This is a genomic window from Nitrosomonas sp. (genome assembly GCF_019752095.1).
Lineage (GTDB): Bacteria > Pseudomonadota > Gammaproteobacteria > Burkholderiales > Nitrosomonadaceae > Nitrosomonas.
The window spans coordinates 1-14,698 of sequence record NZ_JAIEMO010000010.1 but is presented as its reverse complement, the minus strand read 5'-3'; the positions used below and the strand labels follow the sequence as shown (position 1 = coordinate 14,698).

Annotated in this window: 13 protein-coding genes and 1 pseudogene; 5 read left to right on the top strand and 9 right to left on the bottom strand. The window is 45.1% G+C overall.

The genetic code is table 11. The features are described 5' to 3' along the window. Positions 1-111: 111 nt before the first annotated feature. Positions 112-2,343 (bottom strand): EAL domain-containing protein, encoded by a 2,232-nt coding sequence (locus K2Q13_RS04510; protein WP_292919472.1) that lies wholly within the window; start codon positions 2,341-2,343, stop codon positions 112-114. A 310-nt stretch (positions 2,344-2,653) separates the two neighbouring features. Here K2Q13_RS04510 and K2Q13_RS04505 point away from each other — a divergent pair, with 310 nt between their 5' ends. Beyond that, positions 2,654-2,779 (top strand): hypothetical protein, encoded by a 126-nt coding sequence (locus tag K2Q13_RS04505; protein WP_292919471.1) that lies wholly within the window; start codon positions 2,654-2,656, stop codon positions 2,777-2,779. A gap of 130 nt (positions 2,780-2,909) precedes the next feature. Here the strand turns inward: K2Q13_RS04505 and K2Q13_RS04500 are convergent, their stop codons facing one another. After that, positions 2,910-3,254, bottom strand: coding sequence for a hypothetical protein (locus K2Q13_RS04500; protein ID WP_292919470.1), 345 nt, complete (start codon positions 3,252-3,254; stop codon positions 2,910-2,912). A gap of 282 nt (positions 3,255-3,536) precedes the next feature. Next, positions 3,537-3,908: a DUF4156 domain-containing protein gene (locus K2Q13_RS04495; protein WP_292919469.1), complete on the bottom strand. Its 372-nt coding sequence runs from the start codon at positions 3,906-3,908 to the stop codon at positions 3,537-3,539. A 210-nt stretch (positions 3,909-4,118) separates the two neighbouring features. On the opposite strand from K2Q13_RS04495, the gene K2Q13_RS04490 reads away from it, so the two are divergent. Both K2Q13_RS04490 and K2Q13_RS04485 read left to right on the top strand, forming a co-directional pair. Continuing rightward, complete coding sequence (locus K2Q13_RS04490) at positions 4,119-4,691, top strand: LemA family protein (RefSeq protein ID WP_292919468.1); 573 nt, start codon at positions 4,119-4,121, stop codon at positions 4,689-4,691. A gap of 30 nt (positions 4,692-4,721) precedes the next feature. After that, the gene (locus K2Q13_RS04485) at positions 4,722-5,699 is read left to right on the top strand and encodes a GIDE domain-containing protein (protein WP_292919467.1); all 978 of its coding nucleotides are present in this window, start codon (positions 4,722-4,724) and stop codon (positions 5,697-5,699) included. A 35-nt stretch (positions 5,700-5,734) separates the two neighbouring features. Here K2Q13_RS04485 and K2Q13_RS04480 read toward each other — a convergent pair whose 3' ends face one another. The 4 genes from K2Q13_RS04480 to K2Q13_RS04465 form a co-directional block, all read right to left on the bottom strand. Then, complete coding sequence (locus K2Q13_RS04480) at positions 5,735-7,228, bottom strand: CYTH and CHAD domain-containing protein (RefSeq protein ID WP_292919466.1); 1,494 nt, start codon at positions 7,226-7,228, stop codon at positions 5,735-5,737. Positions 7,229-7,282: 54 nt separating this feature from the next. Beyond that, positions 7,283-8,101 carry a polyphosphate kinase 2 family protein gene (locus tag K2Q13_RS04475; RefSeq protein WP_292919465.1) on the bottom strand — a complete coding sequence of 273 codons (819 nt, stop codon included), beginning with the start codon at positions 8,099-8,101 and terminating at the stop codon, positions 7,283-7,285. Between the two features lie 42 nt (positions 8,102-8,143). After that, a complete protein-coding gene (locus tag K2Q13_RS04470; RefSeq protein ID WP_292919464.1) occupies positions 8,144-9,163 on the bottom strand; it encodes an isoaspartyl peptidase/L-asparaginase in 1,020 nt (339 codons plus the stop codon). 101 nt (positions 9,164-9,264) lie between these two features. Further along, a complete protein-coding gene (locus tag K2Q13_RS04465; RefSeq protein WP_292919463.1) occupies positions 9,265-10,434 on the bottom strand; it encodes a L,D-transpeptidase family protein in 1,170 nt (389 codons plus the stop codon). Between the two features lie 238 nt (positions 10,435-10,672). Here K2Q13_RS04465 and K2Q13_RS04460 point away from each other — a divergent pair, with 238 nt between their 5' ends. After that, positions 10,673-11,836: a J domain-containing protein gene (locus tag K2Q13_RS04460; protein WP_292919462.1), complete on the top strand. Its 1,164-nt coding sequence runs from the start codon at positions 10,673-10,675 to the stop codon at positions 11,834-11,836. A gap of 23 nt (positions 11,837-11,859) precedes the next feature. On the opposite strand, the gene K2Q13_RS04455 is transcribed toward K2Q13_RS04460, so the two are convergent. Continuing rightward, the gene (locus K2Q13_RS04455) at positions 11,860-12,639 is read right to left on the bottom strand and encodes an EAL domain-containing protein (RefSeq protein WP_292919461.1); all 780 of its coding nucleotides are present in this window, start codon (positions 12,637-12,639) and stop codon (positions 11,860-11,862) included. Beyond that, positions 12,614-14,347: a diguanylate cyclase gene (locus K2Q13_RS04450; RefSeq protein WP_292919460.1), complete on the bottom strand. Its 1,734-nt coding sequence runs from the start codon at positions 14,345-14,347 to the stop codon at positions 12,614-12,616. Before K2Q13_RS04450 ends, K2Q13_RS04455 begins: the two co-directional genes overlap by 26 nt. A gap of 140 nt (positions 14,348-14,487) precedes the next feature. Between K2Q13_RS04450 and K2Q13_RS04445 the strand changes: the two are divergent. Next, positions 14,488-14,698 (top strand): annotated as a pseudogene (locus tag K2Q13_RS04445) (IS5/IS1182 family transposase); the annotation flags it as partial.

The following is a 14,698-nucleotide window of genomic DNA, read 5'->3' as shown; positions in this document are numbered from 1 at the left end:
GTGGTGATCGCACTAAAAGAATTCTTTTAGATATCTGGCAAAAGAGGGCTCGCAAAATAGTAAGCATCTCCTGTGCTTAAATAGGTTAACTACCTAAAACATTATAATTTATCAAGGGGTTTGTTGAAGAAACGCTTCAAAATTTTCTGCGGACAAAGGTTTGCTAAAAAAATAACCTTGTCCGTAATCGCAGCCCATGGCGATTAAAAGTTGTTTCTGCGAATTTGTTTCCACGCCTTCAGCGACGACTTTCATGCCCAGACGGTGCGCCATGGTGATGACCGCTTCACATAGGATTCTATCGTTAGATTTGCTATCCAGATTAGAAATGAAGGACTGATCAATCTTGAGATAGTCGATATCGAATTTTTTTAAATAAGAAAGTGACGAATAACCTGTGCCAAAATCATCAATGGCTACTTGTACTCCTGCATCGCGGAAGCTTAATAATTGTTTTACGACTAATTCATGGATATCTAGCAACAAGTTTTCAGTAATCTCAACGATAATGCTTTGACCCTTCAGTTTTTTTTGATGTAAGTGATCCACCCAATCGCTCATTTTGCTGATAAATTGTTTGGGTGATTTATTAATACTAATTTGAAAATTAGTATTGTAATTAGCTTGCCACGCAGCTACCTGGTTGACAGCTTGTTTGAATACCCAATCGCCTATTTCAGCTATCAGGCTGGATTCTTCTGCAATGGAAATAAATTCTATTGGATAAATTGTTCCGCGTTCTGGATGCTGCCAGCGTATTAAGGCTTCGGCTTTATGGATATAACCGGTTGTTAAATTTACAATGGGCTGATACATCAAGAACAGCTGTTGTTCTCTAAGTGCGTGACGCAATTCATAGGCGATTCTTGAACGGATTTCTGTTGCTTTGCGCATGCTGGAGGTGAAATAACTGCAGCAATTGCGCCCATTATTTTTGGCGGCATACATGGCTTGGTCAGCGTTCTTCATCAGAATTTCCGTACTGCCCGCATCAGCAGGGAAAAATGTCACGCCAATACTTGCCGTGACATAGGCTAACTTAGCATTCAAATAAAATGGCTTAGTCAATTCCAGTAAAATCAGCTGGATTATTCTTTCTGCACAGTTCTGATCGGTGAGTCCATTTAGAATAATGGTGAATTCATCGCCGCCCAGGCGTGCAACCGTATCGGTTTCTCGAACGCAGCCACTGAGCCGCTTTGCTGCTTCTATCAGAAGAGCATCGCCAACACTGTGTCCAAACGAATCATTGACTTCCTTGAAGCGGTCGAGATCGATAAACAGCACCGCTAAGAGTGCTCCTGTACGAGAGACATTTCTAATGTCATGGCTTAGCCGGTCATAAAACATATTGCGGTTTGGTAAACCGGTCAACGAATCATAGTTTGCCTGCCGCCATATAATTTCATCCGATTTCTTCTTATCTGTGATATTAGAAAAATTAATGAGATAGTAACAGCTCGAACCATTGTTATTTGGTACCGAAGTGATGGTTAACCATGCCGGGTATTCCCGTCCGAACTTGTGTCTATTCCACACCTCACCTTGCCAGTGGCCAGATTGCTTAACACTCCCCCATATTTTTTGGAAAAACTTAGTACTGTGTCTAATGGATGTGACAATTGATGTGGGCTTGCCTACTATCTCCTCTGCGCTAAAGCCGGTTATTATATTCAGCGCTTTATTAATAGAAATGATGACCCTATTCTCATCGGCAATCATGATTGCCTCTGGGCTATTTTCAAAAACTTTACTGGAAAGATGCAATTGCTCGTTCATTTTTTGTTGCTCTAATGCAATTCCAATAATGAACGATCCGACTTGAAGCAATTTACGGTGAAATACGCTCGGCAAGCGATGCTCAAAACTGGAAAGCGCAAACGAGCCAATACATTCGCCACCTTTACTACGCACGGGCATTGACCAGCAGGAGAGAATATTAAAATCGATGGCTATTTCTCGGATACTCTGCCAACGTGGGTCATCGAGCGTACTTTCTATAAAGACTGCTTCTTGACGAAAAACTGCATTGCCGCAAGATCCCGCTTCAGGGCCAGGACGCAAACCATTGAGTCGTGTTACACACTCCGCTGGAATGCTGGGTGCCGCGAACACATTCATGCATTGCTTGCCTTTGTCCAGTAGCATGACTGATGCGACTGCATTATCCAAGAGTTGCTCTATCAACAGGCAGATTTTTTCACAAATTTCTTTGTAATTATTTCCCAATACGATTAACTCAAGAATCTCCTGTTGGAATTCAAGAATCTTACTTTGCTCGGGATTGGTGAGGTCGAAATAACCGGTTGGAGCAATGATCTGTTGAGTTATGTCCTTATTCACAACGTGTTAATCTCCCCCCTCAATTTGAACTACGTGGTTTTTTGCATGGATTATGTGAGTTAAAGAGTTTTAGTGTGCAATAAATTTAGCTCTTGGATATAAGTAGGTGTAAATTATACGTAAATTAGTCAAGCGCTCAAGGTTTATCGATTATTTTTTTACCTGTCTGATTAGGTTTTTGATTAGGTGTATGATTATAAATGATTTATTGTGTTGGAAATAGTTTCGTTGTTAACTGCTGGGCATATCGATTAAAAAAAGCTGCCCTTCAATCCAGGAAGTTAATATTCCCAACAAGGATTTTGGATTCATGCGCTTTGTTCTGGGTTTTGCCGACGATGAGAGTGCACGAAATTTTTATAGGGCAGTCGGTGTGGTAATTATCTTGGTTGGTGTGTTGACGGATTATCAGAATCAGAGGCTGACAAGAGATTGAAAAATTTTAGACGTAAATGAGTTTTGAGCTTTTGGATTTATTATGTTGAATCACGCTAACAACTGAGTCATTATTGCATTCAGTTGTTAGCGTGACCTTCAGTCATTGCTGATTAGTATCGGCGCACCGTTTACTTGCTGCTGTCAGCACTGTCAACTTTTTCCTCTAATGTATCGCCAGCCTCTTCAATTTTTTCTTCTAATGTATCGCTGGTTTCTTCAACTTTTTCTGCGGCATTTTCAACTGCTTCGTCAATTTCTTCACCGGTTTGTTCGGCAGGACCTTCAAACGCACTTTCAATTTCTTCAATTTTCTCTGATACTTTTTCTATAACTTCATTAACTGCTTTTTTGCCGCTATCGATGGATTGATCGATTTCTTTACCCATTTTCTCAGCAGTTCCTTCTTGTCCCGAGCAGCTCACTAATAGTAGAGATAAAAAAGCCACTGAAAGGGATAAAATTAGTTTGTTCATGACAACCTCGTTTACAAATGAATAGAGTGGGTTTTGCAACCCCGTTTATTTGGGTATCTCTGAGCGCTGATGTGAGATTCTGCTTATTAAACATTTTATATTATCTGGCTTTCCAAAATAATGATAAAAACTTAAGTTAAAGAATATGGCTCGAGACGTGGCATAGTAACACTCATCGAATATTTCGACAAATTTCCTCAGAAGTAAATATTTAAGGAAAATCAAATGGATCGCGTTTGAAGGCGGACGCAAGTGAGTGATGATCAGTTTCAATTCGTAGCCTTAATGACATCGATAAACGTTTCCGATATGTATGATTTCCTTATCAGCACCAGGAATTTCGTATTTACCCGAGTTATTGGAATAGATAATATGCACATTATTTCCTCCCAATTTTTTCGCCTCATTGGTTAAATTGCTCCTAGCTCTGATCAGCCGCGCGGTATAAGACGTGGTATCGTTTTCGGTTTCACTTTCTTTTGAAGATCCTGTCACTTTTCCGAGTAATTCGCAGCCTTCAGGGCCAGATTTACCGAGCATGATAGTAACGGTTTTGCTTTCCTCGGGCTGTGCTGAAACTTTAGCGCAGCCAATAATAATTAGTAAAATCAATAAGATTTTAATTAATTGGCATGATGGTTTTGAAACGCGCATGAGTAACTCCTAATACTTGATTGCAGCTATAAATTCAGAATCATAAATAAACACGATATTATCCGTCAATCACCCCTGATCAGGACAAGTATTGCAGAATTTTAGTAATCAATGCAGTGAAATAAAGCCACTACCTGCATCTTTTCAATCCAGATATGGATGGATCTCTAAGGTATATTAAGTTTTATGTAATTTATAGGAGGAGAGACGTTGGACATTATTTTCTATATTTCTATCGCAGTGTTGGCCATTGCTTTTGTATATGGAATCATGCTCTATAACAGCTTGGTGGACATCAAACATTCAGTGTCCCAGGCATGGTCGAATATTGATATTCTTTTGAAGCAGCGTCACGATGAGCTTCCCAAGCTGGTTGAAACCTGCAAGCAATACATGGGTTTTGAGCAGGAAACACTCAAGCAGGTGATTGCGGCGCGCTCACAAGTAGCTGGCGCTCGGGAGGCGGGTAATATCGGTGCATTGGGCGCTGCGGAAAGTAGCTTGCGCATTGGGTTGGGCAATCTGTTTGCCGTTGCAGAAGACTACCCGGAATTGAAAGCCAGTGAGAAATTTCAGCATTTGCAAGTGCGTATTACCGGGCTGGAAAACAGCATCGCAGATCGTCGTGAGTTCTACAATGAAGCGGTCAAAATTAATAATGTGCGGATTGAGCAATTTCCTGATGCCATCATTGCTAATTGGTTTAAATTCAAACCACGCGATTTGCTGGAGTTTGGCGACGCTGATAAACAGGATGTCAATATCGCTAAATTGTTCGGTTAATACATTGTTTCAAGCATGATTCCCTTGCCGATGGAATTTACACACGAAGAATTCCAATTTGCGCTGGGCGCATCGATATTGGTTGCGTTGCTCAGTTTCTATTTCTTTACTCGCAATTGGAAACGGTTGCGGATCATTGAGAATACGCCGACTGCGAAGCTACGTTCCGCGCATCAGGGTTATATTGAATTGGAGGGAAAGGGGCAGTTGGTTGATGATCAACCTATACATGCGCCGCTATCGAACCATCCTTGTCTTTGGTATCGCAGCCAAATCGAGCAGCAAGAATATTTTGTTGAAAAGGGCCGTACGCAAACTCGCTGGAATGTTGTGTACAAAACTATCAGCGATCACCGGTTCAAACTAACAGATGGCGTAAATAGTTGTTTTGTGGATCCCCGTAGTGCGGAAGTCAGTGGTGATGAAAAATTGGTATGGTACGGCAATACCGAATGGCCCACTCGTACGCAAATACTGGAGAGTCAGTCAGTCGTTCATGCCATGGCCCACGGCTATCGTTACACTGAATGGCTGGTGCTGCCGGGTCAATCACTGTATATATTGGGACAATTCAGTACCTGGTCTGCTACAACGCAGAAATCAGTTCGGGATGTAATGATCAATCTGATCAACGATTGGAAACAAGATCAGCCGGCGTTGCGAGAACGATTTGATACCGATCAGGACGGTAATCTTGATCAGGAAGAATGGGAGGCTGCGCGTCAGGAAGCGCGATCCGAGGCGCAACAGATTCACGATCAGCTGGTCTTGGAACCGGACACGAACATTATTGCAAAGTCGAATAACTCGGCGCAGCCTTTTATTATATCGGTATATCCTCAGGCGTTATTGGCCCGGAAATATCGCAGCAATGCCTGCATCGCTTTGACGGGGTGCGTAGTATCTCTCAGTATTGTCGCGTGGTTATTGCACGTACAGGTATTATCGTTCGTGATCAGCCGAGTGAAACTTGTGTATCAACATTTAGCTTCAGAATTCTTTCAGTGAGATTCTGAGTGACTCACCTATAATTCTGAGAACGCCTAGCGCCAAAATAATTGGGATCGTGCCAGCCGCCGCCAAACGGCAGTGGGTAAATGCGCACGTCGCGCAGCTGCAAATTCCAATGCGCCACTCAGTCGACCGAGCTCAAAGCTAAGCATGACCGTTCTTTTCGGGAGTTTGTGGAGTAATTGCTGGCCGATAATCAGATCGTTGGTATATCCCAATTCATTCTGTAATGCTGATAAAGCGGCAATGAAATGATCAGCGCGTTTGCCGTAGATCGGTGCGAAAGCATCGGCTACGTAACGCAACTTCTTGGCAGCGATGCGTGCTTTATGACGACCGTTGGCATCCAATTTGGCGAAGCCATGGCAACTTTTGCGTAGTTTCTGCCAGCGTTTGTCGAGAACTGTCTTGGCCCATATTTTTGCCTCTTGTTGTCGGGCTTCAGTAGGTGTGGCAGATAAGAGGCTGCGGCCGATATCGAGCATGAGCCGGGTAAATTCGGGCTTGCGCAATAGCTCTTGCGATTGCTGGCGGGCAAGTGCGGCAGTATTTTGCAATAAAGCGGAGGCTGTATCGTTAATGTCGATATTTCCTGCGGATGATTCCAGAGTCAACAGAATCTCAGGCAAAATTTCTTGCTGAAATACATCCCAGTCGCGCGCCGGATTCAATGCCTGCATTAACGCGCGTAGAGGTCTATTCCAATCTGGTATCGCTTGCCCCAGTGATTTCGCCAGTTGCGCGCCAGTGTGCAAGCGGCGCAAGGCAACACGGAGTTGATGCAGATATTCAGTGTCGTGCGCGTTTTCCAGAAAGCCTGGCACGTTGGCGGATAATTGCACCAGTGCGGCTTGCAGGATTGCATTCCAGGCATCTTTAGTTGGCTGATTTTTTTCAATCATCGGTTGAACCGCTTTGACTGGAACAGGAGTCATTGCGTTGCTCAGAATATAGCCGCGTTCAGCTTTGCTGCGGGGCTCAACATGAAGCGATACATGCTCCAGTAATCGTATTGCCATATCGAACAGAAATTCAGGTGCTCCTGATTTGAGTTCGATTTCAACTTCGCAAATGTTGCTGGAGGCATCTCCGGCATAGATATTTCCGCTATCGAGAGCTACCTCGACTTGTGCTTGCTTACTATCAATTAGCCAAGTGGTGCGCTGAAATTCAGTAGTAAATACCGGTACGATGCGTTTGAGTTTAATTCCGGAGAGCAGATCCAGGGCGACTGGTGGCAATGCGGAGAAATCCGGATGTTTGCCATCAATGACCGTTACTTCCCATTCCGGACGGCTTGTTAATGCACCAACCGATTGTGCTTCGGCTTTTAGTGTCTGAACCCACCGATTATTCACGTAGCGCAAACGCAAAGTAATGCCGCGCCGCATGAGGTCAAATTTCTCGGTATCAAAATAAATGCTCAGCAGCGGGTGTTGCTCCGGCGTGACTGCGGTTAACAGGGAGTGGCGCCTGAGCCGTGCTCGATGGCGTGGATGCAGGGCTAGTTTCAGTTCGACTTCCATGACGGACTCCTAGTCTTGAATGCCGTAGGCTACTGCGGCTGGAAAGATTTGTGATTATTCAATCTTCAATGTTTTAAAGTTGATGTCTGCGGAGGGTGGCGGCGTTTTCAACTTCATGCTCTCCAATGCCTTCACGACATGGTGGGCGATGACTAAATTGCGATACCATTTGCGGTTGGCCGGTACGATATGCCAAGGTGCGGCATCGGTGCTGGTGGCCGCCAGCATGGCCTCAAACGCATTCTGATAATCTCTCCAGAATTTCCGTTCCTCCAGATCCCCGGTGTTAAACTTCCAGCGTTTTTCCGGGTTGTTGATACGTTCTTCCAAGCGTTTCTTCTGCTCATCTTTTGAAATATGCAAAAAAAACTTCAATATCACCGTACCACTTTCGGATAATAACTCCTCGAATTCCTTGATCTGATTAAACCGCTGCTTGACCGCCTTGTCTGATATCAGCCCATGCACGCGGGTAATCAACACATCCTCGTAATGTGAGCGATTGAAAATGCCAATTTGTCCCTTGGCAGGCGCTTTCTGATGCACGCGCCACAGAAAATCATGACCAAGCTCTTCTGCAGAAGGCGTTTTGAACGTCACTACCTTGCATCCCTGCGGATTGACACCGGACATCACATGTTTGATCGTGCCATCCTTACCACTGGTATCCATCCCCTGCAATACGATCAACAGTGCTCGGTTACCGTTAGCGTACAAGCGTTCTTGCAGTTCGCTCAATTGGTCGGTTAATTTCTCTGTGGCGGCTTTGGCTTCCTTCTTGCCTTGCCTGCTTTTCTCATAGTTGCCGGTATCGTCGGGATCGCATTGTGATAGCTGTAGTTTATTGTCGGGTTTTACTGGGTAGTTTTTCATTTTAATGGATTATTTTCCCGTTAATCTGAAGGTGTTAAGCTGTTATTTAACGGAATTCTCTTGTGGTATTTCATTTTCGGCATAAATCCCTATCCACGCAATACCATCGTTGCCGATAGCGCCGCGGTACATGCCTCTGGTGTTGAACCGCATGGTATATTGGCCTTTGGCATCGAGAACGATCAAACCGCCATCGCCACCGATAGCGGCGATTTCTCTCAGCGCATTATCGGCTGCCTCGGCGATGGGAGTGCGTAGTAAGAGAACCTGCGCCGCCGTATTGAATGCGGCTGCGGTGCGAATGAACATTTCGCCAGTGCCGGTCGCGGATACCGCAATCGAACGGTTATCCGCATAGGTTCCGGCACCAATGATGGGAGAATCTCCGACACGTCCAAAACGTTTGTTGGTGAATCCGCCGGTTGATGTGCCGGCGGCAAGATTGCCATGATGATCCAATGCGACAGCACCGACGGTTCCACGTTTTTCATCCTTGTTAGACTGCGGTGTATTGGGGTCGGCATCGGCATCATGATCGCGCAGCATGCGATCTTCAGCAATCGCTTTTTGCAGTTGCTTCCAGCGGAATTCGGTATGGAAATAAGAGGGGTCGACGATTTCCAGTCCTTGTTCGGCGGCAAAGGTATCGGCGCCTTCGCCTATTAGCATGACATGAGCGCTTTGGGTCATCACTGCATGTGCGGCACGAATCGGGTTGCGAATTGTGGTGACAGCGGCAACGGCACCTGCTATGCGCGTTGCGCCATCCATGATCGATGCATCCAGTTCAATGCGCCCGGCATGAGTGAAAACCGCGCCTTTGCCGGCATTGAATAATGGTGAATCTTCCATCACAGCAATCGCTGCAATCACAGCATTAGTACTGCTGCCGCCTGCCTTGAGTATGGCATAGCCAGCGGCCAGTGATTGTGTAAGGACTTGGGTATGCGCCTGTTCGCGCTCCGCGGTCAGTTTGCCGCGCTCCATCCCGCCTGCGCCACCGTGAATCAACAGGCGAATTGGCGGCGTGTCAGCTTGAGCTAAATTTGATTGTAAAGTCATCGGGAGCAGGATCAGAAAGTAAATGAGCGTATGTATCGCAGCCCTTTCAAATTGATTTGTGAATGTGTGCCGCCGAATTCTTAAGGGAAACGTACTCAACTCTATCGAGTGCGAACCTCGTCTCTATCGGCCATCTCTATGACTGTGGCTGCTGTTAATTGTCCATCCATGTTTCCGTCCCAGGTGGCATTGAACGGCAGCGTATTTTGCACACGTTTTGCAAAATCAATGTAGGCTTGCAGTGTCAAGTCAGGTTGTGTGACTGGTGTCGCAATCGTACGTGGATTCTGAATGACTTCACTGAGCAGAGCCTGGTTGATGTGAGCCTGAGGCCGTGAATCAAGCTTTGCTTTGGACGAAGCGCGCGCAGCACTCAATGAATTTTTAAGCAATAAGGTGTGATTACGCTTATCGTCTTCCAAGATGGCATAGCTTTGCAAATACAGCGTGTTATCGCGCCAGCCAAGCAGATAAGGTTGATTCACCACGCGAACCGGTGTGCCTACCGGTACATCGTTATAAATGAATGCGATGTCTTCCGGATACATGCGCAGACAGCCGTGACTGCCGCGCAAGCCAACGCTGGGTGGTTTGTCGGTGCCATGAATGGCGTAGCTCGGCCAGGCGAGTCTGAGTACATAAGCGCCCATTGGATTGTCAGGTCCCGGTGGTACGATGGCAGGGAGTGGATTGCCGTTTTTGGCATATTCTTTGCGAATGGAGGGGGTTGGTATCCAACTGGGGTTCTCATTCTTGGCGGTGATCCGTGTCATGCCTTCCGGTGTTTTCCATTCCACGCGCCCGATACCGACCGGATGCGTAATGACTCTTTGTGGTTCTCCCGCTTTGGTCTGTGGAAAATAAAACAACCGCATTGCGGCGAGATTGATCACAATGCCCTGACGTGGCGCATCTGGCAACACAAACTGGGTTGGGATCACGATTTTTGTGCCTGCTTTCGGTAACCAGGGATCGATTTGAGGGTTGGCGCTGACGATTTCTTCATAACCCAGGTTAAAGCGCCGAGCGATATCAGAAAGTGTATCGTCCTCGTGGGCGGTGATGATTTGTAATTTGCCCACTACATCTTCACGGGCAGAATCGAAACTGAATTCATGGTTGGCAATCGGTATGGGCAATGAACGAACCGCTGGATTGCTTGATTTCGTTGTTTGGGTTAAGAATGATTGACAGCCGGTTAAAAGGAAAAAACTGCCGAGAAAGCCGTATGTCAGAATATAATACAGCGATGGTGAAAGTGTTTTAGTCATCCGGATCATGAAGGTCACGAAACAATAGAGTCATCAATGGTACGTCAATTTACAGGTTTTTTCCTCATGGCTCAATCATTCTGGCCATCAATCGAGTTTCGTTGGTTAGAAAGTGTGCAGTGTGAAGACTAAAATATTTTCCAGAAATATTCATAGGCTACTAGTAAAGACACGCGTGTGAGTGTGCTTAGCTGAATGGCACGTATTCAATTCACCTGCTGATTTAACAGGATAACAAATGCGTCATCAACCCGATTTATTTTCCAGCGAGATTGAGGATATTCACCAGCAAACCTCAGCCGACTCTGCGACGGCACTCAAATTGACGCCGCAGGATGATCAGTTATCGCCAAGTCAGCAGCGCTTTAACCGGCTACTGGAGCGCATTGATAAATTGAAAGAGCAATTGGTTGAAATGCAGGTGATGCGTGATGCGCATCGCCCTGTGTATCACCAAAAACTGACACCATTGCGTGAGCGTTATAACCTGTGTGTGCGCGAAATAGTGCTTTTGCTGGACAGCCGATTGCAGCGTAAAGGTTTAAGTGCCCTGCAAGAACGCATTACCGCGACCATACTTTGCAATCTCAGCATGCAGCTGATCGTTCAAGGGGATGAGGAAATGAAAGCGTTGCATGATAAGCACAGCAGAGAAAGTTTGGCGCAGAAAGAGCAGGCCGCCATGATGGACATGCGTGAAATGATGGAAGACATACTGGGTGAGTCGCTGCCCGATGACGAGTCGTTGGACTCTGCGCAAGACGTGTTTAGAGCGGGTATGGAACGTTTGCGAGAAGCGGAAGCTGCAGAGCAGGAAGCGCGGCAACAGGCTCGGATTCGCAAAAAGAAACCCAGCGCCGCTCAGCTCCAGGCCATAGCAGATGAAGAAGCGGCAGAAACCACACTGCGTAAGGTTTTTCGACAACTGGCCAGTGCCTTGCATCCTGATCGTGCCAGTGATTCCGAGGAACGTGACCGAAAAACAGTGCTAATGAGCGAAGCCAACGCCGCTTACGATCGGCGTGATTTGGTAGCCCTGCTGCAGATCCAACTGCGCGCCGAATTAACGGACACTGCATCCATCGCCAAAATGGCGGAAGAGAAAATTGCTGCGTTGTCGCTATTACTCAAACAGCAAGTCCAGGAATTAGAAAGCGAACTGCAACAGCAGCGTTTTGATGCGCGTCATGAATTTGGCCTCAAATCCTATGAAACGGTGAGCGTGGCTAACCTGCATCGCAGTCTCAGGACTGAAGAATCATGTTTCGAGAGAGACTTGATCGCGATGCAACAGGATTTGCAGCAACTGACGGATGATAAGTACTTCAAACGCTGGTTAAAAGATCAAAAACGGCTTTCCCAAGAATCTACGACCGATGTATTTGATGATTGGCGGTATTGAGCCTCTTTTGGAAAAATAAAATACTAACCTGGGTATTGCGTGAGAGGGAACGGCAGTATTTTTACTTCTTTCTGAATTTCTTGCTTTGCCTGAAGCTCCTGTATCATTCGAGTTAACTCTTCAGCGGGCAGCGGACGGCAATAAAAGTAACCTTGAATTAATTCGCAATTCTGATTTCTCAGAAAATCCAGTTGTGCTTGCGTTTCAACACCTTCGGCAACAATTTTTTTGTTGAGCGCATGCGCCATAGCAGCAATTGTGGCTGCAATGGTTCCACCGCTGCCATCATCCTGGATTTTACGTACAAAAGACATGTCGATTTTTAATGTATCAAAAGGAAGTTGTTCCAGATATGACATTGAAGAATAACCTGTTCCGAAATCATCGATTGAAAGCTGTACACCCAGCTGTTTCAATTTGTGGAGAACATCGAGCACAACCTTGGCGTCGTCCATCATCACGCTTTCGGTAATCTCAAGTTCAAGACAATGTGGCTGCATGGCATTGTCGCTTAACACGGTTTCAACCGATTTTAAAAAATCAGGATGATAGAATTGTTTTACCGATACATTGACAGCCACATAATCTAATGAAATTCCCTGATTAAGCCATGTGCGATATTGTGCGCAGGCTTCAATTAATACAATCCGGCCGATTTCTGCTATCAATCCGGTTTCTTCAGCGAGACTGATAAAGTATCCTGGTGAGACAAGTCCATTTTTTGGATGATTCCAACGGATTAGTGCTTCAGCTCCACGTGGCAGATTTGTTGTTGGATCATATTGTGGCTGATAATGAAGCAACAAATTGTTGCTCAGAAATCGCGCGTCTTAGCTCTCGTTCGATAGTCGCTCGTCTGACTACTTCCGTATTCATGCTTTCTTCAAAGAAGATATACTGACTTCCAGTTTTTGCCTTTGCTCGATACATGGCAATATCGGAGTTACGCATTAAATCGGCAATATTTGCTCCATCATGCGGGTAAATGGCGATACCGATGCTGGCAGCTACAACATTTTCTTCCCCATTGATGATAAATGGCTTGGTCATTGAATTGATTATTTTATTTACCGCCGAGACAATTTGATGCTGGGAATCGATCTGGCTAATGATGATGGCAAATTCATCACCTCCGAGTCGCGCGATCGTATCGCTTTCTCGGATACATTTTTGTAACCGTGTGCCAGCATCACACAACAATTTATCTCCAGCAGAATGCCCAAGGCTATCATTTATTTTTTTGAAATTATCAAGATCGATATAAAGAATGGCGAATTTTTCTTCTTCACGCCGCGTTTGCGCAATTTCTTTTTGCAACTGTTCTGCAAAGAGAAAACGATTTGGCAGTCCCGTTAAATTATCTATGCGTGCTTGTCGAATGAGTAACTCTTCCCTGTTCTTGGTAAAAAGAGCTACGGCTATCCGGTCTGTATAATCTCGGATGCGTTTTATTTCATCGGCCTTCCAGTGACTTGCGATTGAGAATCCCAACGCGATAAACCCAACCGTTTGGTCTTTCCAATTAAGAGGAAGCAGGAAAAGATGAGGACTAACCATGTTGATCTTATCGATCTGTATCTGTTGCCGAATTAATTCATTCTCAATCCAGATTCCTTCGGGATTATGCGTAAGTAATTGTCGCAGATTGTCTGATAATACGTGGGAATGGTTATGCAGTTGCTTGCTGTTACTATCTATCATATAGACGTGCATTTGTTTCAGTGAATCATCATGTATTACTGAGATACTGGCAAAATGCACGGTAGCAATTCTTTGCAAATGAATTAAAACATCATAGGCAATTTTTTCAATATTGAGAGCAGATAATATTTCGCGGTCAATTTTTGAAAGTGCAGCGAGTGTTTCGAACTGATCTCCTAATTTTTCACTCATGATGTTGAACGATGAAGCTAATTCTCCGAATTCATCGGAACTGGTTACAGTCACTTTAGTTCTGAAATCATGATTACCAAGACGGCGGGTGCCATCGATCAGCTGTTCCAAAGGAATCAGAACGCGTCGAATCTGCGTCATGCTGAACAATAAGATCAAAAGTACTGAGAGAATAACGCTGCTCCAAAAAATAGTATTGAATTTCTGCAACGAATCGAGCGCTTCAGTTTCTGGTTGCGATACAATCACAAGCCAGCGAGGTGTGAAAAATTTGGGTTGGAGAAAAATCTCATGATAGCTGGCTATGTGTTTTTCTGCGCTATCTTGCCAGGTAAAATCTCCTTTGTTAGCCCGCGAGTGCTCCTTGATTTGTTGAGTTGTAGGGTAAGTCTCGGAATGGGTGCAAAATATATTTAAGTAATCCTTGTTGTATACACAAAGGTTTGTGTCCAGGATAAACGTGCTCGGATCTCTCCACAAATAATTGGGAATTATCTCTGTGATCAGAATTCCACTCTCAGGAACTGATGTGTTATGAGCCATCAAAATAAAAATTTTAATGTCTGGGCCATTTTGTTTTGTTAGGAGTAAAGATCCGCCATTGAGTACATGCTCCAAAGCATCGGCATTGAGTGATATCTCTTCGACTTCATTTCCAAACAGCGTGATCGTATCGAGAACTTTGCACGGTTAGAGTCATTTTCAGGTGCGGATGATGATATAATAATGTTTTGAATCATATTGTTGAGTTAATTGATATGAGTTTTTCGGAATTTGACGTCACCCGCCGTACCCGCAAAGGAAACTTTCTCAACCAAATCGATTCCCTGATTGATTGGGCACCGATAGAAAAAACAATCGCTGAACATTATGCTCCTACATTTGATGCCGTAGGCCGTCCTGCCTATCCCGGGCTGCTATTGTTCAAAATGCTGCTGGCAGGAATCTGGCACGGTGGACTCAGTGATG